General features: G+C 62.8%; 16 protein-coding genes. 4 read left to right on the top strand and 12 right to left on the bottom strand.

The genetic code is table 11. The features are described 5' to 3' along the window. The first annotated feature begins 11 nt into the window (after positions 1 to 11). Together B5F90_RS01775 and B5F90_RS01770 are read left to right on the top strand one after the other, a co-directional pair. A complete protein-coding gene (locus B5F90_RS01775; RefSeq protein WP_087360508.1) occupies positions 12 to 2,405 on the top strand; it encodes an ABC transporter permease in 2,394 nt (797 codons plus the stop codon). Positions 2,406 to 2,465: 60 nt separating this feature from the next. Further along, positions 2,466 to 3,146 (top strand): ABC transporter ATP-binding protein, encoded by a 681-nt coding sequence (locus B5F90_RS01770; RefSeq protein ID WP_087360505.1) that lies wholly within the window; start codon positions 2,466 to 2,468, stop codon positions 3,144 to 3,146. Between the two features lie 231 nt (positions 3,147 to 3,377). Here the strand turns inward: B5F90_RS01770 and B5F90_RS01765 are convergent, their stop codons facing one another. The 6 genes from B5F90_RS01765 to B5F90_RS01740 form a co-directional block, all read right to left on the bottom strand. Further along, positions 3,378 to 4,157 carry a LytTR family DNA-binding domain-containing protein gene (locus tag B5F90_RS01765; protein ID WP_087360502.1) on the bottom strand — a complete coding sequence of 260 codons (780 nt, stop codon included), beginning with the start codon at positions 4,155 to 4,157 and terminating at the stop codon, positions 3,378 to 3,380. After that, positions 4,138 to 5,217 (bottom strand): histidine kinase, encoded by a 1,080-nt coding sequence (locus B5F90_RS01760; RefSeq protein ID WP_087360499.1) that lies wholly within the window; start codon positions 5,215 to 5,217, stop codon positions 4,138 to 4,140. Before B5F90_RS01760 ends, B5F90_RS01765 begins: the two co-directional genes overlap by 20 nt. A gap of 15 nt (positions 5,218 to 5,232) precedes the next feature. Beyond that, positions 5,233 to 6,135 carry an efflux RND transporter periplasmic adaptor subunit gene (locus B5F90_RS01755; protein ID WP_087360496.1) on the bottom strand — a complete coding sequence of 301 codons (903 nt, stop codon included), beginning with the start codon at positions 6,133 to 6,135 and terminating at the stop codon, positions 5,233 to 5,235. Between the two features lie 12 nt (positions 6,136 to 6,147). Beyond that, a complete protein-coding gene (locus B5F90_RS01750; protein WP_087360493.1) occupies positions 6,148 to 10,458 on the bottom strand; it encodes a CusA/CzcA family heavy metal efflux RND transporter in 4,311 nt (1,436 codons plus the stop codon). A gap of 478 nt (positions 10,459 to 10,936) precedes the next feature. Next, positions 10,937 to 11,476, bottom strand: a complete 540-nt coding sequence (locus tag B5F90_RS01745) for a flavodoxin family protein (RefSeq protein WP_204229517.1) — start codon at positions 11,474 to 11,476, stop codon at positions 10,937 to 10,939. A 16-nt stretch (positions 11,477 to 11,492) separates the two neighbouring features. Further along, positions 11,493 to 11,876 (bottom strand): nuclear transport factor 2 family protein, encoded by a 384-nt coding sequence (locus B5F90_RS01740; protein WP_087360671.1) that lies wholly within the window; start codon positions 11,874 to 11,876, stop codon positions 11,493 to 11,495. Between the two features lie 160 nt (positions 11,877 to 12,036). Between B5F90_RS01740 and B5F90_RS01735 the strand changes: the two genes are divergently transcribed. Beyond that, positions 12,037 to 12,390: a helix-turn-helix domain-containing protein gene (locus B5F90_RS01735; protein ID WP_087360487.1), complete on the top strand. Its 354-nt coding sequence runs from the start codon at positions 12,037 to 12,039 to the stop codon at positions 12,388 to 12,390. Positions 12,391 to 12,595: 205 nt separating this feature from the next. Here the strand turns inward: B5F90_RS01735 and B5F90_RS01730 are convergent, their stop codons facing one another. Next, the gene (locus tag B5F90_RS01730; protein WP_087360484.1) at positions 12,596 to 13,474 is read right to left on the bottom strand and encodes a radical SAM mobile pair protein B; all 879 of its coding nucleotides are present in this window, start codon (positions 13,472 to 13,474) and stop codon (positions 12,596 to 12,598) included. Continuing rightward, positions 13,459 to 14,136: a radical SAM mobile pair protein A gene (locus B5F90_RS01725; RefSeq protein ID WP_087360481.1), complete on the bottom strand. Its 678-nt coding sequence runs from the start codon at positions 14,134 to 14,136 to the stop codon at positions 13,459 to 13,461. Before B5F90_RS01725 ends, B5F90_RS01730 begins: the two co-directional genes overlap by 16 nt. Before the next feature lie 154 nt (positions 14,137 to 14,290). On the opposite strand from B5F90_RS01725, the gene B5F90_RS01720 reads away from it, so the two are divergent. Next, positions 14,291 to 15,190, top strand: coding sequence for a helix-turn-helix domain-containing protein (locus B5F90_RS01720; RefSeq protein WP_087360478.1), 900 nt, complete (start codon positions 14,291 to 14,293; stop codon positions 15,188 to 15,190). A gap of 70 nt (positions 15,191 to 15,260) precedes the next feature. Here the strand turns inward: B5F90_RS01720 and B5F90_RS01715 are convergent, their stop codons facing one another. From B5F90_RS01715 to B5F90_RS01700, 4 genes are all read right to left on the bottom strand, one after another. After that, positions 15,261 to 16,022: a 4Fe-4S binding protein gene (locus B5F90_RS01715; RefSeq protein ID WP_087360475.1), complete on the bottom strand. Its 762-nt coding sequence runs from the start codon at positions 16,020 to 16,022 to the stop codon at positions 15,261 to 15,263. A 13-nt stretch (positions 16,023 to 16,035) separates the two neighbouring features. Further along, the gene (locus tag B5F90_RS01710; RefSeq protein WP_087360472.1) at positions 16,036 to 17,037 is read right to left on the bottom strand and encodes an NADP-dependent oxidoreductase; all 1,002 of its coding nucleotides are present in this window, start codon (positions 17,035 to 17,037) and stop codon (positions 16,036 to 16,038) included. Next, positions 17,034 to 17,453: a helix-turn-helix domain-containing protein gene (locus tag B5F90_RS01705; protein WP_087360469.1), complete on the bottom strand. Its 420-nt coding sequence runs from the start codon at positions 17,451 to 17,453 to the stop codon at positions 17,034 to 17,036. Before B5F90_RS01705 ends, B5F90_RS01710 begins: the two co-directional genes overlap by 4 nt. Before the next feature lie 691 nt (positions 17,454 to 18,144). Continuing rightward, positions 18,145 to 19,680 (bottom strand): bifunctional GNAT family N-acetyltransferase/carbon-nitrogen hydrolase family protein, encoded by a 1,536-nt coding sequence (locus B5F90_RS01700; protein WP_087360466.1) that lies wholly within the window; start codon positions 19,678 to 19,680, stop codon positions 18,145 to 18,147. Positions 19,681 to 19,810 lie beyond the last annotated feature (130 nt).

Raw genomic sequence — 19,810 nt, 5'->3', positions numbered from 1 at the left:
TACCGCTGTATATGAAAATCGCATTGAGAAACTTCCTCACCACGTTGCGGCGATACAAGGCTTCGTCGCTGCTCAACATCGTGGGTCTGACGCTCGCCTTTACGGCCTGCTACATCATCCTGGCGCAGGTGCGCTGGGAGCTCACCTACAACCGCACGCTTCCTGATTCGGAGCGCATCTATCTGGTCGAGTCCACCGACTGGTACACTCCGGGCAGGTGGCAGGCATGGCTCAGCAGGCCTCTCTCCGAGCGGCTCATCTCCTCGACCTCGGCCGTCGAGGCCGGCGGCTGCTCCTGGGGCGGCTTCGGCCCCATGACCGTGCTGCGCGAGAATGCCTCGAAGATGGGTTACGACCGCTTCAACAACATCTATGCGGGCTCCATCTCGCTGCCGTTGCTCGATGTCTTCGACTTTAAGCCTGTTGCGGGCGACGTTCACGAGTTGAAACGGGCGCAGAGCGTCATCATTTCGCGCTCGACGGCCGAACAGCTCGGTGTCGGCGTCGGCGACATGCTCTGGTGCAACATCGACCAGCCTTCGGCCGAGAACGCCCGTGAGGTTGTGGCCATCTTCGAGGATTTCCCCCAGAACTCGTTGATGGGCAGGTGCCACATGGTCATGGATTTGGGCGATAAGTCGCTCGACGACCCTTCGGAGTGGAGCTACAACTACTACGTCCGGCTCCAGCCCGGAGCCGACCCCGGAGCGATAGCCGATGGATGGGAAAAATTCTTCATAGAGATGAATCCCAGCGCGGCGAACGAGGATGGGCACCTCGACACGGCCCCCGTTCGTCTGTCGTGCATCCGCGACCTCTACTTCGAGCCCGACAGCCGCGTGCCGTGCGCGCAGGGGTCGCTCGTGACGACCTACACGCTGCTGGGTATCGCCCTGCTGGTCATTGCGCTGGCCTTCATCAACTTCGTCAACTTCTTCCTGGCGCTGGTGCCCGTCCGCATCCGTACGGTCAACACCTTCAAGGTCTTCGGCGCCCCGAACTCCTCGCTGCGCTTCAGCTTCGTCTTCGAGGCCGTGGGGCTGGTCCTCATCGCCCTGCTGCTGGCCTGGTACCTCTCCTTCGCCATCCAGGGCACCGAGCTGGCCAGCTATATCTCCGCACCGCTCGACCTGGCGCAGAACCTCCCGGTCATCGGCATCCTGCTCGTCGTGGCGCTGGTCATGGCCCTTGTGGCGAGCCTCTATCCGGCATGGTACATCACCTCGTTCCCGCCCGCCATGGTGGTCAAGGGGGCCTTCTCCGGTACGGCCGGCGGCCGGCGGCTGCGCACGCTGCTGCTGGGCTTCCAGTTCACCATCTCGATGGGGCTCATCATCGCCACGGGATTCATCCTCCGCCAGCACAACTTCATGCTGCAGCAGGATATGGGCTTCGACCGCCGCAACCTGATGGCTGCACAGCTCTCCGGAAAGGCGGCACAGGGCTATGACGCCCTGCGCAGCCGGCTGCTGGCCGACCCGCGCGTGGTCGACGTCACGGCGGCTGAAGGACAGCTGGTGAATGTAAGCCGCATGGGATGGGGCCGCCGGTACAAGGATGAAGCTATCGCCCTGCAGGCCTATATCGTGCGGTGGAACTTCCTCAAGATGATGGGTATCCCCATTGTCGACGGCCGCGATTTCCTCGAATCGGACGAGCATAAGGAGACCGGCATGCTGATTTGCAACGAGACGGCCCGCGACGAATACAAACTCGAGCTGAACGACGTAATCGGCGGATTCCTGGATACGGACCCGCTCGTGGGTGTCTGCGCCGACTTCAACTTCCGGCCGATGCAGTACAGCATCATCCCCTTCGTCTTCTATGTCGTTCCCGATAAGTGGTCGCAGCGCTCATCGCGGGTCCTCTACCTGCGCTACCGTCCCGAGGCCAACGTCGCGGAGGTGGCCGACTACATGCGGCAGTGCATCGCCGAGGCCGACCCGCATCTGACGCCGGGCGATATCGAGATTCGCACCTTCGAGGAGGAGCTGGGCTTCGAATATGCGAAGGAGCGGCGTCTGGCGACGGTCGTCGGGCTCTTCACGGTGCTGGCCGTGGTCATCGCCCTGATGGGTGTCTTCGGCATCGTGCTGTTCGAGACGCAGTACCGCCGCCGCGAGGTGGCCGTGCGCAAGGTGATGGGGGCCACCACCGGCGAGGTGCTCCGCCTCTTCAACCGCCGCTACCTCTGGATGGTCGTCATCTGCTTCGTCATCGCCCTGCCGCTGAGCCTCTGGATTGTCAACCGCTGGATGGCCTCGTTCGCCTACCGCGCCCCCTTCACGGTGTGGATTCCCGTGGCGGCGCTCGCCGCGGTGCTCCTCGTTACGGCTGCCACGGTGACCTTCTGCTCGTGGCGTACGGCCAACGAGAACCCCGCCGAATCGGTCAAGTCCGAATAGGCGGAATACAAACCCCGAAATCGTAAAACTTAACTAAACTAAAAAATATCTGTTATGGCTATGTTGAAAGTGGAGAATCTCCACAAGATTTTCCGAACCGAAGAGATTGAGACCATCGCCCTGAACGGCGTGTCGTTCGAAGTCAACGAAGGCGAGTTTGTCGCCATCATGGGCCCCTCGGGCTGCGGCAAGTCGACGCTGCTCAACATCCTGGGGCTGCTCGACAACCCCACCTCGGGCAGCTACCAGCTCCTGGGCCGTGAGGTGGCGACGCTGCGCGAGAAGGAGCGCACGCGCTACCGCAAGGGCAACATCGGCTTCGTCTTCCAGTCGTTCAACCTCATCGATGAGCTGAACGTCTTCGAGAACGTCGAGCTGCCGCTGATTTATCTGCGCGTGAAGGCCTCGGAGCGCAAGCGCCGCGTCAACGAGATGCTGAGCCGCATGAACATCTCGCACCGCGCCGAGCACTTCCCGCAGCAACTCTCCGGCGGTCAGCAGCAGCGCGTGGCCATTGCCCGCGCCCTGGTCTCGAACCCCAAGCTGATTCTGGCCGACGAGCCCACCGGTAACCTCGACTCGAAGAACGGCCGCGAGGTGATGGAGCTCCTCTCGGAGCTGAACCGCGAAGGTACGACCGTCATCATGGTAACCCACTCGCAGTACGACTCGACCTTTGCCCACCGCGTGCTGCACCTCTTCGACGGTGAGCTGGTCAAGGACCTCACCAACCGGATGTAGCCCCCTCCCGGCGCATCGAATGAAACGCCCCGTGACGGATACTCGTCACGGGGCGTTTCGTTGCGTGTTGCCCGACGTTTTGCCGGCTGCGGGGAGGGCCTGCCGGGCGGCTCAGGTTATTGCGTGGCGTGGCCGCGGGGTAGAGGGAACGGGGCTGCTGGATGGCAGGGTAGCGGGGCGGTGTTGTGCGACGGAGCGACAGGGGCCGTTTTCCGCCTGCGCCGGGCGCCGTCACGAGCCCGAGAACCAGTTCTTGAAGTCGTTGACGCGGAGCTTGCTGACCAGAATCTTGCCGTCGGTCGGCACCTTGAGGTTGATGGCCAGCCGGTTGTTGAACCACAGATCGATGTCCTGCACGGCGCCGCGCGAGATGAGGTACTGCCGGTTGACGCGGAAGAAGCGCGCCGGGTCGAGGCTGTCGGTCAGCTCGTCGAGCGTGTTGGGAAGCACGTAGCGCTCGCGGTCGCTTACGACGGCCTTCGTCACCCCGTCGGCGATGCAGAAGTACTGCACCTGCTCGACGGCCAGCGGCAGCAGCTTGTCCCCCTTGCAGGGAATCAGGAAGTGGCTCTTGTAGTGGCCCTGCCGCTGCAGGCCGCGGATAAGTTCGGCAAGCGACTCGCCCGATGCGGCCGACGCGCCGGCACCGGCTGCGCCGTGCAGCGTCTCCAGCTTGTCGAGCGCCCGTCGGAGGTCGGCCGCGCCGATGGGCTTGAGCAGGTAGTCGATGCTGTTGACCTTGAAGGCCCGCAGCGCATACTCGTCGTAGGCCGTGGTGAAGATAACGGGGCTGGCGATGCGCACGTGTTCGAAAATCTCGAAGGCCGAGCCGTCGGCCAGATGGATGTCCATGAAGACGACGTCGGGCGCCGCGTGGCTCTCGAACCAGGCGACGCTCTCCGTGACGCTGTCCAGCGTGTCGATGACCTCGGTGCTGGGAGCGACCTCCTTCAGAAGGGCCTGCAGGTTGCGCACGGCCGCCTTTTCATCCTCAATGATTAACGCTTTCATGGTTCTTGTCGGGTTGTTGCAGGGGAAGCCTTACGCAGAAGAGCCCCCGGTCGGCCGTAATCCCTATCTCCTTCTGCCAGAGCAGCAGATAACGCTTGGCCAGATTGTCGAGCCCGATGCCGGGGCCGGCCGGAGCCTGCCGCTTGGGCTGGATGCGGTTCTCGACGAGCAGCGTCCGGCCCTCGGTGCGGATGGTGATGGTGAGCGGATTGCGGTTGCTGATTTCGTTGTGCTTGATGGCGTTCTCGACGAGCAGCTGCACCGACATGGGCGGCAGCAGCATCCCCCTTGTGGACTCGTCAATCTCCACCTCGAAGCGCAGATTCTCCTCGTAGCGCATCTTCATCAGGTAGATGTAGGCCTCGGCGAACTGCATCTCCTCGTCCAGCGTCACGCTCTGCCGGTCGTTGTCCTGGAGCGTGTAGCGCAGCACGCGCGAGAGCTCCTGCGTGTAGTCGAGCGCCCGGGCGGGCGACTCGCGAATCAGCGACTGGAGCGTGTTGAGCGAGTTGAAGAGCATGTGGGGGTTGAGCTGCTCCTTGAGCGACTCGAACTGGTGGCGCAGGCTCTCGGTGCGCAGCTCCTCGTTCTCGACGACGATGCGCTGCTGCCGCACGATGAGGTGGAAGATGTAGTTGCTGCCCGAGACGATGCTCGACATGATGAAGTCGCGCAGCGGGTGCAGGTAGTGGTGCACCATGGCGTCGATGGCCGGGATGTCGAACTGGTGGTGGAGCCAGACGAAGAGCTGCCCCAGAAGGTTGCTCGCCGCCCACGTCAGCAGGAACGAGAGCACCGTCTTCCACCCGGTCACCCGCACCAGCGGCGAGTTGAAGTGGAAGATGAGCGCATTGAAGCCGAAGAGCAGCAGCAGCGAGATGAAGGTGAAGAGTATCTCGTTGAAGACATCCTTGGGCTCCATCCCCGTGAAGAGCTGCTCCCGTTCGAAGCTGTCCGAGAGCGACAGCACCTCGGGAAAGTGTATCAGCACGGCCACCACGGCCGAGACCAGGAGCGTGGAGAGCAGATAGCGGTTCTTGAACGGAACGGAGGCTTTCATGGTGCAAAAATAGCATTATTTCCGCGCGATGCGCGCCATGGCGTACATTCCCGGGCGGAATTGCGGATTCTGCCCCTCGATGCGGACGTAGACGTCAATCGAGCGGTTCTCGTTGTTGACCTGCTGGCCGACCATGGTGATGACCCCGTGGAAGGTCTCCCCCTCGATGCCGTTGACGCGGAACTCGACCCGGTCGCCCGCCCGCAGGTTGGCGAGGTCCTTCTCGTAGGCGGTCAGACGCAGCATCATGTCGCTCTTGTTGACAATCTCGCAGAGCGGCTCGCCGACGTCGAAGTGGCGGCCGATGTTCATCTTCACGTCGGCCGCATAGCCGCTGATGGGGGCCTTGATGTCGAGGTAGGGGATGATGCCCCCGGCGAGCAGGCGCGTCGTGTCGACGCCCAGCAGTGCGAGCTGGGCTGCGGCGGCATCCATGCGGCTCCGCATCGAGAGGTACTCGGCCTTGCTCTGCTGGAAGTGCTTCTGCGACGAGGCCTCCTCGCGCGCGAGGGTCTGCTGGCGCAGGAACTCGGTGCGCAGAAACTCATACTGCGCATGGCTGTCGAGGTAGGACTGCTGCAGGGCGATGAACTCGGGATTCTCGAGCGTCGCCAGCACGGTGCCCTGCTTGACGTAGGCGCCGGGCAGCAGCGTGGTGGAGCGAATCGACCCGCCCATGGTCAGCGTCACCGTGGCGCGGCTCTGGGGCGGGAGGACCAGAATGCCGTTGAAGGTGGGTTCGTTGGGCACCGACGTGGCGCCCGATGCGGCGTCGACCTCGGAGGCGGGCTCTTCGGCCGGGGCGGCCGCGATGCTGTCGGTGGCGGCGGCTTCGGATGCAGCCGTCGAGGCCGGTGCGGTCGGAGCCGACGAGCAGGCGCAGAGAAGCGCCGCGATGGGAAGAAGTATCTTTTTCATGACTGGATGTGTTTATCGGTAGAGTTCGTATTCGAGTGCGGTGATGTTGTACTGGTTGAGCGTCTCGATGTAGCCGCGGCGGATTTCGAGCGCCGTATTGAGGCTCATGATGTATTCGGCGATGGTCGTCTCGCTGTTGGCCAGCTGCAGCCGGGCGGCGCGCACGAGCGTCTCGGCCTCGGGAAGCGCCGATTCGACGTAGTAGCGCAGGCTCTCCTCGTAGCGGCGCAGGTTGGCCTGCAGCTCGGTGATGCGGTTGTCGACGTTGCGCAGGTTGAGCGCCGCATCGTTGCGGGCGATGTAGGCGTCGGCCTTGGCCTGGCGGATGCGGCTGCGGCGGGTGTTGAAGAAGATGGGGAACGAGGCGCCGATGACGTAGGCGTTCAGCCCCTTGTCGGGGAGGATGTTTTGCCGCTGGTATCCGAACGAGAGCTCGGGGAAGAAGCGGCTCTTCTCGACCCGCGTGCGGGCCTCGGCCTCGCGCACCTGCGACTGGAAGTAGCTGCGCTGCAGGTCGGCCGAAATCTCCTTCGGCGCATCGAAGCGGGTCAGCAGCGTGTCGGAGGGCATGAGCGGCGCATCGGCATAGCAGGCCCACTGGAGCCGTGCGGCGGCGACCTTCTGCTCCTCCTGCGCCTGGAAGAGACGGTTGCGCATCTCGGCGGCCATCGTCGCGGTCATGCTCTGCTCGAGGCGGGTAATGTCGCCCTGCTGGTAGCGCAGCTCGCTCGTGCGCGAGAGCTCGGCGGCCAGCGCATTCTGGTCGGCGTAGAGGCGGCAGAGCTCCTGCGTGTAGAGGTAGTAGGACCAGGCGCGCTTGACCTCGGCGACAACCTCGCGCCGCACGAGCTCGCGGTAGTGGCCTCCGGTTTCGGTCTGGCGCCGCACGAGCGCATTCTTGTAGAAGGGGGTGAGCAGCGAGCCGAACGACTGCGTGATGCTGATTTCACGGTCGTTGCGCTCCGTGCCGTTGAGCTGTCCGAAGGAGTAGTCGACCGTCGTCGGGGCCAGCTCCCACGACTCGCCGCGCATGGCGCGGGTCCGTTCGACGGCCGCGTCGGCCGACTTGAGGCGGGGATGGTTTTCGAGGGCCATCGCAACCGCCTCGTCGAGCGTCACGCGCTGCTGGCTGTGTCCTTCGAGCGGCAGCAGCATCAGTGCGGGGAGCATCAGCACGGGAAGCAGGCGGCGCAGCAGGGGACGGCGCAGCAGCAGCGGAGCCGAGCCCACCAGCCTGTAGAATACCGGGACGACGAAGAGCGTGAGCAGCGTCGAGACGAAGAGTCCGCCGATGACGACCGTTGCCAGCGGGCGCTGCACTTCGGCCCCGGCCGAGGTGGCGACGGCCATGGGCACGAAGCCCAGCGAGGCGACCAGTCCGGTCAGGAAGACGGGGCGCAGCAGGTGCTGCGTGCCGCGGGCGATGACGCAGCCGGTCGAGAGACGATGTGTGGTGCTCTCTCTCAGAGCATTGAAGTGGTTTATCATCAGAATACCGTTTAATACAGCTACACCGAAGAGCGCGATGAAGCCCACGCCGGCCGAGATGCTGAAGGGCAGGCCGCGCAGCCACAGCGCCAGAATGCCGCCGATAATCGAGAGCGGAACCGTCGAGAAGACCACCAGCGAGTAGGTCACGCTCTTGAAGGCGAAGAAGAGCAGCAGCAGGATGAGCATCAGCGCCACGGGAATCACGACCAGCAGCGTGCGGATGGCGTTCTGGAGGTTCTCGAACTGACCGCCGTACTCGAAGTAGTAGCCCGGCTTGAGCGTGACGTGCTGTTCGAGCGTCTGGCGGATGGACTCGACGACCTGCTGGATGTCGGCGTCGCGGACGTTCACGCCGATGACCACGCGCCGCTTGGTGGCGTCGCGGTTAATCTGCAGCGGGCCGTTCACCAGGTCGATGGTGGCCACCTCGCTCACCGGAATCTGAATCCCCTCGGAGGTGCGGATGAAGAGCCGGTCGAGGTTCAGGTCGGCCACCTTGCGCTGGTCGAGGCGTACGACCAGGTCGAAGCGGCGCTCGTTCTCGAAGACCGTACCGGCCGTCTCGCCGGCGTAGGCCGAGCGGATGATGCTGTTGAGCTCCTCGATGTTGATGCCGTAGCGGGCAATCTTGGCACGGTTGTACTTCACTACGAGCTGCGGCAGACCCATCGCCTGCTCGACCAGCACGTCCGAAGCTCCGGGCACCTGCTCGACGTAGCGGGCCGCCTCGCGCGCCTTGTCGTAGAGCTCGGCCATGTCCTCGCCGTAGAGCTTGATGGCGATGTCGGCCTTGGCGCCCGTCATCAGCTCGTTGAAGCGCAGCTGGATGGGCTGGCTGAAGTTGAACTCCACGTCGGGAATCGTATCGAGCGCCGCCTTCATCTTCTCGACCAGTTCGGCGCGCGACGAGGCGCTGGTCCACTCCTCGAAGGGCTTCATGACAATCATCACGTCGGCATCCTCGACGGCCATGGGGTCGGTCGGCACCTCGGCCGTACCGATTTTGGCCACGACGTGTTTGATTTCGGGGAAGTTCTCCATCAGAATCTTCTCGGCCTGCTCCGAGACGGCGATGCTGCGCGTGAGCGAGCTTCCGGCCGGCAGGGTCATCTGCATGGCGAAGTCACCCTCGTCGAGCGTGGGGATGAACTCCGCACCGAGCCGCGTGAAGAGCATGAGGCTGCCGATGAAGGCCGCCACGGCCACGGCGACGGTCCCCCAGCTGAAGCGCAGGCAGAAGGCCAGGCAGCGCTGGTAGATGCGGTTGAGCCAGGCGAAGAAGCGGTCGGCGAAGGTCGGACGGTCGCTGATGCGGCGCCGCAGTACGAGCGACGACATCATCGGCACGTAGGTCAGCGAGAGCAGCAGCGCTCCGATGATGCAGAATACGAGCGTCTTGGCCATCGGGGTGAAGTACTTGCCCTCGATGCCCGTCAGCGTGAGAATCGGGAAGAAGACGATGAGGATGATGATGACGGCGAAGGTGGCCGAGCGGACCACGTTGCCGGCACCGGCGATGATTTGCTCGTCCATCTCGCGGCGGGAGAGCGTGCGGCCGAGGTTCTGCCGCACGAAGAGGTGGGCGAGGATTCCCTCGACGATGACGATGGAGCCGTCGACGACAATACCGAAGTCGATGGCGCCCAGACTCATCAGGTTGGCCGAGACGCCGAATATGCGCATGAGGATGAAGGCGAAGAGCATCGCCAGCGGGATGACCGAGGCGACAATCAGGCCGGCGCGGACGTTGCCCAGGAAGAGCATCAGCACGATGAAGACGATGATGGCCCCCTCGATGAGGTTGCGAATCACGGTCGAGATGTTGCGGTTGACCAGCTCCGAGCGGTTCAGATAGGGGTTGATGGTGACCCCTTCGGGCAGCATCTTCTGGATTTTCTCCACGCGCAACTCCAACTCGCGGGTGACCACGTTGGCGTTGGCCCCCTTGAGCATCATGGCGATGCCGCCGACACACTCGCCCTTGCCGTCGCGCGTCATGGCGCCGAAGCGCTTGGCCGAGCCGAACTTCACGGTGCCCACGTCGCTCACGTGAATCGGGATGCCGCCGCGGTTGGCCACCACGATGCGGCGGATGTCGTCGAGCGACGAAATCATACCCTCGGAGCGGATGTAGTAGGCGCGGTTGACCTTCTCGATGTAGCTGCCGCCCGTGTTTTCGTTGTTGCGGCTCAGCGCCTCGAAGACGTCGCCGATGGTGATGTTGAGCGAGTAGAGGGCGTCGGGGTCGACGGCCACCTCATACTGCTTGAGGTAGCCTCCGAAGCTGTTGATTTCGACGATTCCCGGGATGCCCGACAGCTGGCGCTTGACAATCCAGTCCTGGATGGTGCGCAACTCCATGGCGTCGTAGCGCTTCTCGTAGCCCGGCTCGACGTCGAGCGTATACTGGTAGATTTCGCCCAGACCCGTGGTGATGGGCATCATCTCGGGGGTGCCCAGCTCGGAGGGAATCTCTCCGGCGACGGTCTGTATCTGTTCGTTGATGAGCTGCCGGGCGTCGAGAATCGGCACGCTCTCCTTGAAGACCACCGTGACGACCGACAGACCGAAGCGCGACACGGAGCGAATCTCCTGGACGTTCATGATGTTGCTCATCGCCACCTCGATGGGGAAGGTGATGAGCTGCTCGACCTCCTGCGGAGCGAGCGTGGGGGAGACGGTCACAATCTGCACCTGGTTGTTGGTGATGTCCGGCACGGCGTCGACCGGAAGCGTCATCATCGAATAGATTCCTCCCGCCAGCAGGAAGAGGGTGGTCAATCCGACGAAGAGTTTTTTCGTGACCGCAAAGCGGACGATGGATTGGAACATGGTATGCGAAGATTGATTGTTTTTTGTACAGTTTTTAACGGTACAAAAATAGCGCGGGCGCCGCGGCCTCTGGATGAGAATCCTCCGAACTCGCCTTTTCGGGGGATGAGCGGTCCGTATGGCGGTCTGAACGGCATACGGCGCCCTCTCTTCCGCCGAGGCGCGCTTCCGGGCCGCCATCCTCCCCGCTCCCGGGCCGCCGGGCATCATCCCGCCGTCATTTTTTCCGCTTCCGGGACGCCGGGGCACGCGGAGCTCCGGCCGGACGGTCCTTCCGCTGCCTGCGCCGGGGGCAAAAAAATCCCGGGCTCGTTCACAAGCCCGGGATTGTCCCGATGGGGTTGTCGTGCGACGCCTTCCGCCGCCTCCGTTGTGCGAGGCCGAAGCGCGGCGACCTCCGCTGCGTCTGTTGCGCGGGGCCGGAACGCGACGCCCTTCCCGCCTCTACAGCGATAGCGGAGCGGCTGCGGCGTGTGGCTCAGAAGCGCTCTGCCAGAGCGGCAGCCTGCCGGCAGCCCTCCGTGCGGTCGATGTCGCCCTCGTTCAGCACGCCGGGGATGAGCACCTGTCCGACCATCTCCCACTTGAGCAGGGCGGCCGTGCGCTCCATGGGTACCCGTACGCCGTCGAACACCGTCATCTCCTCCTCTTCGCAGCAGGCAATCAGCGCGCACTTCTTGCCAGCATACGCCTTGCCGCCCACCACCAGTGAGAAGAGGCGGTCGATGACCCCCTTGATTTGCGCCGGAATCGAGTACCAGTAGACCGGCATGGTGAATACGACGGCCTCCGACTCGAGAATGGCCGGCGCGATGCGGTTGAAATCGTCGTCGAACGAGCAGGCTTTGCCCGTCTTGTAGCACGTCATGCAGGCGTGGCAGCCGCCAATCTTCAGAAAGGCGGCGTCGAACCGCTCGATGGTGTGGCCGCGCTGCTCCGCAGCCCGGATGAATGCCTCCGTCATGGCAAAGCTGTTGCCCTTGCGGCGGGGGCTGCCCGTAATGACCGTAATCTTCATGGTGGTATCTCCCTTGTTATTTTTTAATGGTATCGGAATTCTGGTTGTAGGCCTTTGCGACGCAGCGCCACCGGCCATCCATCTTCATCATCAGCAGATAGTCGGTGAAGTCGATGCGGCCGCCCCACCGCTCCTCGAGCACGCGGACGACGGCCAGCGTCTCCTCGACGTCGAGGACGTCGACGCGCGCCCGGAACTCCTGCCCGGCAGCGACCGTGTCGACGTTGTGGTAGAACTGCTCGATGCTGCCGTGCTCAAGACGGCCGTCCAGATAGCCGAACAGCACGGCCTCGTCGATGAACAGCTCGCGGGCCGGCGTGCTGTCGCCCTCGGCCACGCTCCTGACGAACTTCATGGCCGCCTGCTCGACGGCCTTGTACTCTTCGATGCTTGCTCTCATACGCTTGGTGTTTTAGGGTTTTTTCGTTCAACCGCAAAATTACGACGCGCCGTGCGGCTGCGCAAGTACCGAAAAATGATTCACGTACCGAAAATTTTTTCGGTATACCCCTCTTTTCGGGAGTTATCCCTATCTTTGTGTGACCAAACCCATCCGCACCATGTACGAACGAAAGATTCCCGTCGACCTGGACTGCCCGCTGCGGCTGACCATGAGCCTTATCGATTCGAAGTGGAAGTCCTGCATTCTGGACGAACTGCGCCACCGGCCGCTGCGGCCGAGCGAACTCCACCGTCAGCTGCCCGAGGCGACGCCCCGCGTGCTCGACCTCCAGCTCCGCGAGTTGGTCGAGGACGGGCTGGTGGCCAAGACCATCTATGCCGAGCTCCCTCCACGCTCGGAGTACTCGCTCACGGAGCTGGGGGCCTCGCTGCTGCCGCTCATCGACGCCATGATTGCGTGGGGGCAGAGCCATGCGGACTTCTTCGAGCGCAAGTACGGCCGCCGCGGGTAGGACCTGCCTAAGAAGGTCAGTTCCGACCCGGTGAGCGGCCTGCCGCTCCGGCTCTTGCCTCGCCGTTTCGGTACACCTCCTGCCGCCAGCCTTGCCGCATCCTGCTCCGGTTCTTACCTCACGTTCCGGGCCCACCTTGCCGTTCCGGGGCTGCCTTCAGCCTCCGGTCTTGCCGCACCTCGCCCGGGTGTGTCGCTTCCGCCTGTTACCGGTTAGAGCGGCGGATTTTCTCGTGGTAGAAGTAGTTGACCACCACGGGATGCCCCTTTTCGGAGCGGCCGTACGGCAGGTCATTCACCCGGTAAGGCATACCGTTTGCGGCAGCATAGTCGGCCATCTCCCGCTCGAGTGCCTGCCAGTAGTCTGTCCGGCGGCGGTTGTAGATATCCTCGTATAAAGATACCAGTTCGGGGTGCTTTTCGCGGATGTAGGCCATGATGGTCCCCTTGAACTGCCCGCGCAGGTTGAGATTCTCGAGCCAGACGAGGTCGGCATACTCCCGCACCCGCTCGATGATGGCCTTCGGGTCGGTGATGCCCGGGAAAATCGGCGATATGAAGCAGACGGTGCGGATGCCCGCCTCGTAGACCTGCCGCATGGCCTCGAGCCGCCGCTCGATGCTCACCGCACGGTCCATGTCGGCGCGGAAGGTCTCATCGAGCGTGTTGACCGACCACGAGACCGTCACGCGCGGAAATTCCCGCAACAGCTCCAGGTCGCGCAGCACAAGGTCCGACTTGGTGCAAATCATAATCTCGGCCGTCGTGCCGCGCAGCTCCTCGAGCAGCCGGCGCGTGCGCCGGAACTGCTCCTCGAAGGGGTTGTAGCCGTCGGTCACCGAGCCGATGACGATGCGTTCGCCGTCGAAGCGGTGCGGATTGCCGATGGGCCTCCAGTGCTTGACGTCGAGAAACGAGCCCCACGGTTCGGTGTGGCCCGTGAAGCGCTTCATGAACGAAGCGTAGCAATACTTGCAGGCGTGGGGACACCCCACATAGGGATTGACCGAATAGCCGCCTACGGGCAGCGACGAACGGGTCATGACGCTCTGCACGTCGATGTCGCGAATCAGTTCCTGTTCCATACTCTTTGTTTGAATGCTTCGGGTAACTCTTGTATCATGCCGCTCTCACCCATAATCGGCAACAGATCCTCCTTCATGAAGACCGCCACGCCCTGCGCCCGGGCCTGGGCGACAATGCCCCTCACCCATTCGGGCCGGGCTTCGACCTTGCCGCGGCGGCGTCCGGTCTCGATGCCGACGACGATCCACTCCACGCCCGTCAGGTCGAGCCCTTCGATCGGCCCGAACAGCGGCTCGAAAGTCACATGGTAGTGACGGGCCCGGGCGTGTTGGCGCAGTGTGGCGATACGTCCCTTCTCCGCCTCGCATGTCACGGTGACACCCATCCAGACGTTGTCGTCGTCGGTCTGCAGGTCGAGCCGCTCGGGACGTTTGGTCAGAAAGAGGTAGGCGTGCTGCGGATTGCGGGCCATGCGTTCGAACACCTCGGCGTTCCACTCGGACCGCCAGTCCGAGAAGTCGCTCATGCCGGTCATCAGAAAGACCCGCGAGTCGCGGCTTTCGAGAATGCGGAGCTTGCGGGGCATGTACTCCGGGACGGAAAAATCGTCGGTCATGTGGAAGCGTCGGCAGTTGTTGCGGGCATAGCAGTAGGTGCAGCCGACGGTGCAGCCGACGACCAGATTCAGATTGCGGATTAACGATTTGATGCAGACACTCATGGCCGGATGTTTTTCGAGGGCGGATTCATATCGAATCTTCCGTCGGCAAAGGTCCGAAGATTTTTTGTGCAAAATTATGCCCGAAAGGGGGTAATGTATGCCATTTTGATAAATGATATCGTATCTTTGTCTTCGGACAAACCGGATGCACGCGATGAAAACAACGACAAATCCCCGGCGGCTGGTCACCGTGCCGTTCAGCAAGACGCAGTGCGGCGTCGATTTCTACATCAACACGGGCCGCAGCGAGGAGATTCGCGGCGTGTTGACCGAGCACCCGCTCTTCCGCACCGACTTCTTCGAGTTTTTCTTCCTCGGCCGGGCGCAGGGCACGCTGCTGCTCGGCAGCAGCCGCATCGAGCTGCACGACGACATGGTGCTCCTCCTCTCGCCCCACGAGCAGCAGCAGTGGCTCGTCGACGAAGAGGAGCTCGACTACACGTTTCTGATTTTCCGTGAGGATTTCATGCGCACGTTCCTCTCCGACAAGCTCTTCGTCTACCGCCTGCTCTACTGCTACCAGAGCGATACGCCGCCCTGGTTCGACGCCCCTCGGGAGCGCTTCGGAGAGTACCTCCGGCTGCTGGCCAAAATCAAGACGGAGCTGCAGGCCCCGACCTCGGACAGCTACAACCTGATTGTCGCGGTGCTCTACTACCTGCTGGTGACGCTCAACCGCGACTACGCCACCGCCTACGGGTTGCCCGTCGCGCTGCCGCGCAACAACTGCGCGTTCCGCTTCAAGGCGCTGCTCGAGGAGCATATCCGCACCGTCCAGCGCGTCGGGGAGTATGCCGCGATGATGCGCGTGAGCCGCGTGACTCTGAATCGGGCCGTCGTGGAGCAGTTCGGTGTCACGGCCGCCCACCTGCTCCGCCAGCGGCTGCTCGAAGGGGTGAAGAACGGCCTGTTGTTCGAGGGGCGCAGCGTCAGCCAGTTGGCTGAGGAGTACGGCTTCTCGGACCCGAGCCACCTGATGCGTTTCTTCAAACAACAGACCGGAAAGACCTGTACGGCATACCTTTCCGACTACCGACGCGGGGCAGGCGAGTAGGGCAATTCGTCATCCCTGTCCTGGTATACGGTTAGCTACCCATCGACAGCCTGCCAACCCCGACTCAGCGTCAGAGATAGAGTTCGCACGCCTTTCGCTGCGAGCAGGCCTTCTTGAGCATCCGGCCGACGAGGGCCAGCAGCAGCCTGTTGACGCGTCGGGCATGGTGGGGGCATACGGCCACGCAGCGCATGCAGGAGATGCAACGCTTTTTGTCCACCCGTGCCGGCTCCTTAGCATCGATGGCCCCGACGGGGCACTTCGCCGCACAGAGGCCGCACTTCACGCAGGCGCGCGTTGCCTTGGGAACGATGCCGGCACCTGCAGCCTTGCGGTAGGGGCGGTTGCCCGGAATCACCGGTTCATCGAGCCCGCCGTCGTCAATCTTGCGGCGAATCCGTGCGGCAAAGCTGCGCAGCATCGCTTCGTCCTCCGCATCGGGTCGGCCCGCGGCGTATTGGCGGGCGATTGAGTGTTCGGCAACGGCCGCTACGGCGGCAATCACCTTGAACCCTGCCCCGGAGGCCTTGTCACGCAGCTCCACCAGCGTATCCTCGTAGGCCCGGTTGCCATAGACGCAGAGCAGGACGGCCCGGGCTCCGTTGCCGTGCATCGCGGCCAGACGTGCCGCAGCGACGGTCGGCACCCGTCCGCTGTAGGAGGGCACGGCAATCAGCGCCACCTCCTCGGGGCTCAGCTCCACCTGACCGAAATCGACCTCACGAGCCGTCAAATCGACCTCGACCGTCTCGTCGGTCAGTGCACGGCTCAGCATCGAGCTCACACGCTTCGTCCCACCCGTCGGGCTGAAGCAGATTTCATGAATTTTCATGCTCTGAAAAGTTTTACATCCGAATGATTACCTTCCCCCTGAGCGGCCCTTCGGCCACAAGACGCAGGGCGTCGTTAATCTCCTCGAGCGAGAAGCAGTGCGGGTCAATGGCCGGGACGATGTGTTCGCGCTCGACAAGCTCCGTGATTCGGCGGAGCTGTTCTCCGTCGGCATGCACGAAGAGGAAGCGGTACTCTTTGCCCTGACGGCGGGCCGCCCGGTCGTATTTCATTCCGGCCAGCGTGAAGAGGGCCCGCTTGTACCAGGGGAAACCGTTGCGTCGGGCAAACTCCCCGTTGGGGGCGGTCCGCAGGCTCAGCAGCCGTCCGCCCGGCTTTAGTACGGAGAGCTCGTGTTCGAATTCGCCGGCTCCGAGCGTGTCGATGACCGCATCTACCCCCGAGAGCTCTTCCCAGTAGTTCTCCCTGCGATAGTCGATGTAACGCTCGGCGCCCATGGCCAGAAATGCTTCGCGCGACCGTTCGTTGCCCGTCACCACGACGCGGAGTCCCAGTGCTCGGGCTATCGGTACAGCCATCTGCCCGAAGCTGCCCGACCCGCCGGGAATGAGCAACCTCTGTCCCGATTGCACCTGCAGCTCCTCGACCAGCCCCTGCCAGGCCGTCAGACCGGTCAGCGGGATGGCGGCCGCCACGTCGAATGCATATCCGGCGGGCATCTTCGCCACCACCTGCTCCCTTACGGCGACGTATTCGGCAAAGGCGCCAATCCGCTCCAGCGGAAGGCGTGTATAGACGGCATCGCCCGGTCGGAACTTCCCGACGCGGCTTCCGACCCGCTCGACAACGCCCGAGCACTCGTTGCCCAGCGTCTGCGGCAGACGGTAATCCTGTATCAGCCGGATGCTTCCCCGGACGATGAGCAGCTCCAGTGGATTGACGGCCGCCGCGCGTACCTTGATGAGTACCTCATCGGCAGCCGGTTCGGGTACGGCGACCTCCCGTACGGTGAGCCGTCCCTCCCTTGAATAACGGTCTAACTGTGCAGCTTTCATTCCTTTCCTTTCTTGTGTTCGTTTGCTTGATTCGACCCGTTGGCTGCGTTATGAGCCCTTTTGCGCTCCTTCATGATGTCATCCATCTGTTCCACAGCCCAGGCGAGCAGCTCTTCGAGAATCGGGCGCAGCGTCTGGCCGCGCTCCGTGAGTGCATACTCCACCCGGGGCGGAACCTCGGCGTGGAGCCTCCGTGAGATGTAGCCGTCCTCCTCGAGCGTGCGCAGGGTCGTCGATAGCATCTTCTGCGAGATGTCGGGCATGGCCTGCTTCAACTCCGTGAAGCGCAGCTTGCCCTGCTCAGAGCGTGCCAGCAGGTAGAGGACCAGCAGCGCCCACTTGTCGCAGAGCCGCGCCAGAATGTTTCTCACCGGGCAGGCCGGGAACATGGCGTCCTCGATGGTTGACCGTTTCATTGTTGCAGTCTGATTGGGTTGTGTGTTCTTGTTTCTCCTTGTTTGTTCTGTCCGACGTTTCGCTTCGTTTGCTCGGCTTGCTCGGTTTGCTCGGTTTGGCAAACCACGTCGGTCCGTCGGTCTGCAAAGATATCAATAGTCTCTTTTTTATACCAAATATATTTTACATATTATTACGAACAGAACAGCAGACAGGAGTTTTTTGCGAACAGGAAACCAGATTCGTTGGGGCGGATGAGCTTTCTTCGTACCCCGGCCGGGTCGGCGGGGAGTGAACTGTTCGGCGGGAAAAGGCGACAACGGGACGAAGAGGGGCGGTTTGTCGAGAGGTGGCTGACGAGGGGATGAAGATTCTGTTCGGCAAAGAGAGGCCGACAAGGCGGGTAGGGCAGACAGACTAGGGATGGCCGACGGATGCTTGGACGTGTCGGTCTTTCTGCGGCAAGGTCGGCAGCCAATTCCGGGGCAGACGCGTGGGGCGCATCCACATGACCGACCGGAGGCAGCATTTCCGTACCGGAGCTCACGTCGGAGCGCACAGGGAGCATAAAACAACATCGCCCCGCGGCACCAGACCGTGGGGCGATGGTCGTATTGTCCGTGTCGCGTTGCGTGGGGCGTACCGGCTTCGGGAACGGAGGGGCGGTGCAAATCGACGCGGCCCCGGGAAAACCGTCCGGAACCGGAATCCCTACTTGTTGCGGATGCGCAGCTCGTAGAGGTCCTTGCGGCGGTCCTTCAGGTTGCGGACGCTGCCGTAGGTGTGCAGCTCGTTGAGCAGGTCGAGGTCAACGTCCGAGATGAGAATCATCTCGGTGTTGGGCGTCGCCTCGGCGCGGCGGCCGTCGGTCGGGAAGGCGAAGTCGCACGGCGTGAAGACGCCCGACTGCGCATACTGGATGTCCATGTTGTGGACGCGCGGCAGGTTACCCACGCTGCCGGCGATGGCCACGAAGCACTCGTTCTCGATGGCGCGTGCCTGGGCGCAGACCCGCACGCGCGAGTAGGCGTTCTGCGTATCGGTCAGGAAGGGGACGAAGAGAATCTGCATCCCCTCGTCGGCCATGATGCGCGAGAGCTCGGGGAACTCCACGTCGTAGCAAATCAGCACGCCGATGCGCGCGCAGTCGGTCTCGAAGGTGCGGATGGCGTGGCCGCCGCTCAGACCCCAGCACTTCATCTCGTCGGGGGTGACGTGCAGCTTCTCGTACATCTCGTAGGTGCCGTCGCGGCGGCAGAGGAAGCCCACGTTGTAGAGCTGCCCGTCGTCGCGGATGTAGGGCATGCTGCCCGTGACGATGTTGATGTTGTACTTGATGGCCAGCCCGATGAAGCGCTCGCGGATATCGTCCGTGTAGCCCGCCAGGCCGCGGATGGCCTGCGACTCGCCGGCGTCGTTGAAGCGCGCCATGAGCGGGGCGTTGAAGTATTCGGGGAAGAGGACGAAGTCGCTCTGGTAGCGGCTCACCGAGTCGACGAAGAACTCCACCTGCTCGAACAGGTCGTCGAGCGTATGGTAGCTGCGCATCTGCCACTGCACCAGACCCACGCGGACCGTTGTCTTGGGCTGGACATACTCCTCGGTGGGAGCCTGGTAGTAGATGTTGTCCCACTGGAGCAGGCAGGCATAGTGGCGCGACTCCTCGTCGTTGGGCAGGTAGTTGCGCATGACCTTGCGCACGTGGAAGTCGTTCGAGAGCTGGAAGAGCAGCACCGGGTCGTAGATTTCACGCTTGCGCACCTTGTCGATGTACTCCTTGGGGCGCATCTTGTCGGCATACTTGTGGTAGTTGGGCAGGCGCCCGCCGAACATGATGGCCTTCAGGTTGAGCTTCTCGCAGAGCTCCTTGCGGTATTCGTACATGCGCCGGCCGAGCCGCAGACCGCGGTAGTCGGGATGGATGAAGACCTCGATGCCGTAGAGGATGTTGCCCTTGCGCGTATGGGTGTCGAAGGTCTCGTTGCCCGTCACCTGGGCGTAGGTATGGTCCCCCTTGACCAGGTCGTAGTCCACGATAATCGAGAGGGCGCAGCCCACGATTTTGTCATCGACCACCACCACAATCTGTCCTTCGGGGAAGATGCGGATGAGTTTGTCAATCTGTTCCGGCGTCCAGAATACGTCGCTGCCGTCGGCATAGACGCGGGTGAAGGATTTGGCCAGCTGGTCGTAGTCCTCACGCTGGAGGTTGCGGATTTCCACCTTGTTGATTTTCGTCACGTTCATCGCTTTGTCGTTTTCAGGCCTCAAAGATACCGATTTTCCGGTCAGGTTGTCATCGCCGAGGGCAACTTGCCGCCTTTCGGATGGCTTTTTTGCGCATTGCGGGGCGGTTCGGACCTCCGAAGAGGGTGTC

It is taken from the genome of Alistipes sp. An31A (genome assembly GCF_002159425.1).
GTDB lineage: Bacteria > Bacteroidota > Bacteroidia > Bacteroidales > Rikenellaceae > Alistipes > Alistipes excrementigallinarum.
The sequence above is the reverse complement of the archived record's forward strand: the minus strand, read 5'-3'. Positions and strand labels throughout refer to the sequence as shown.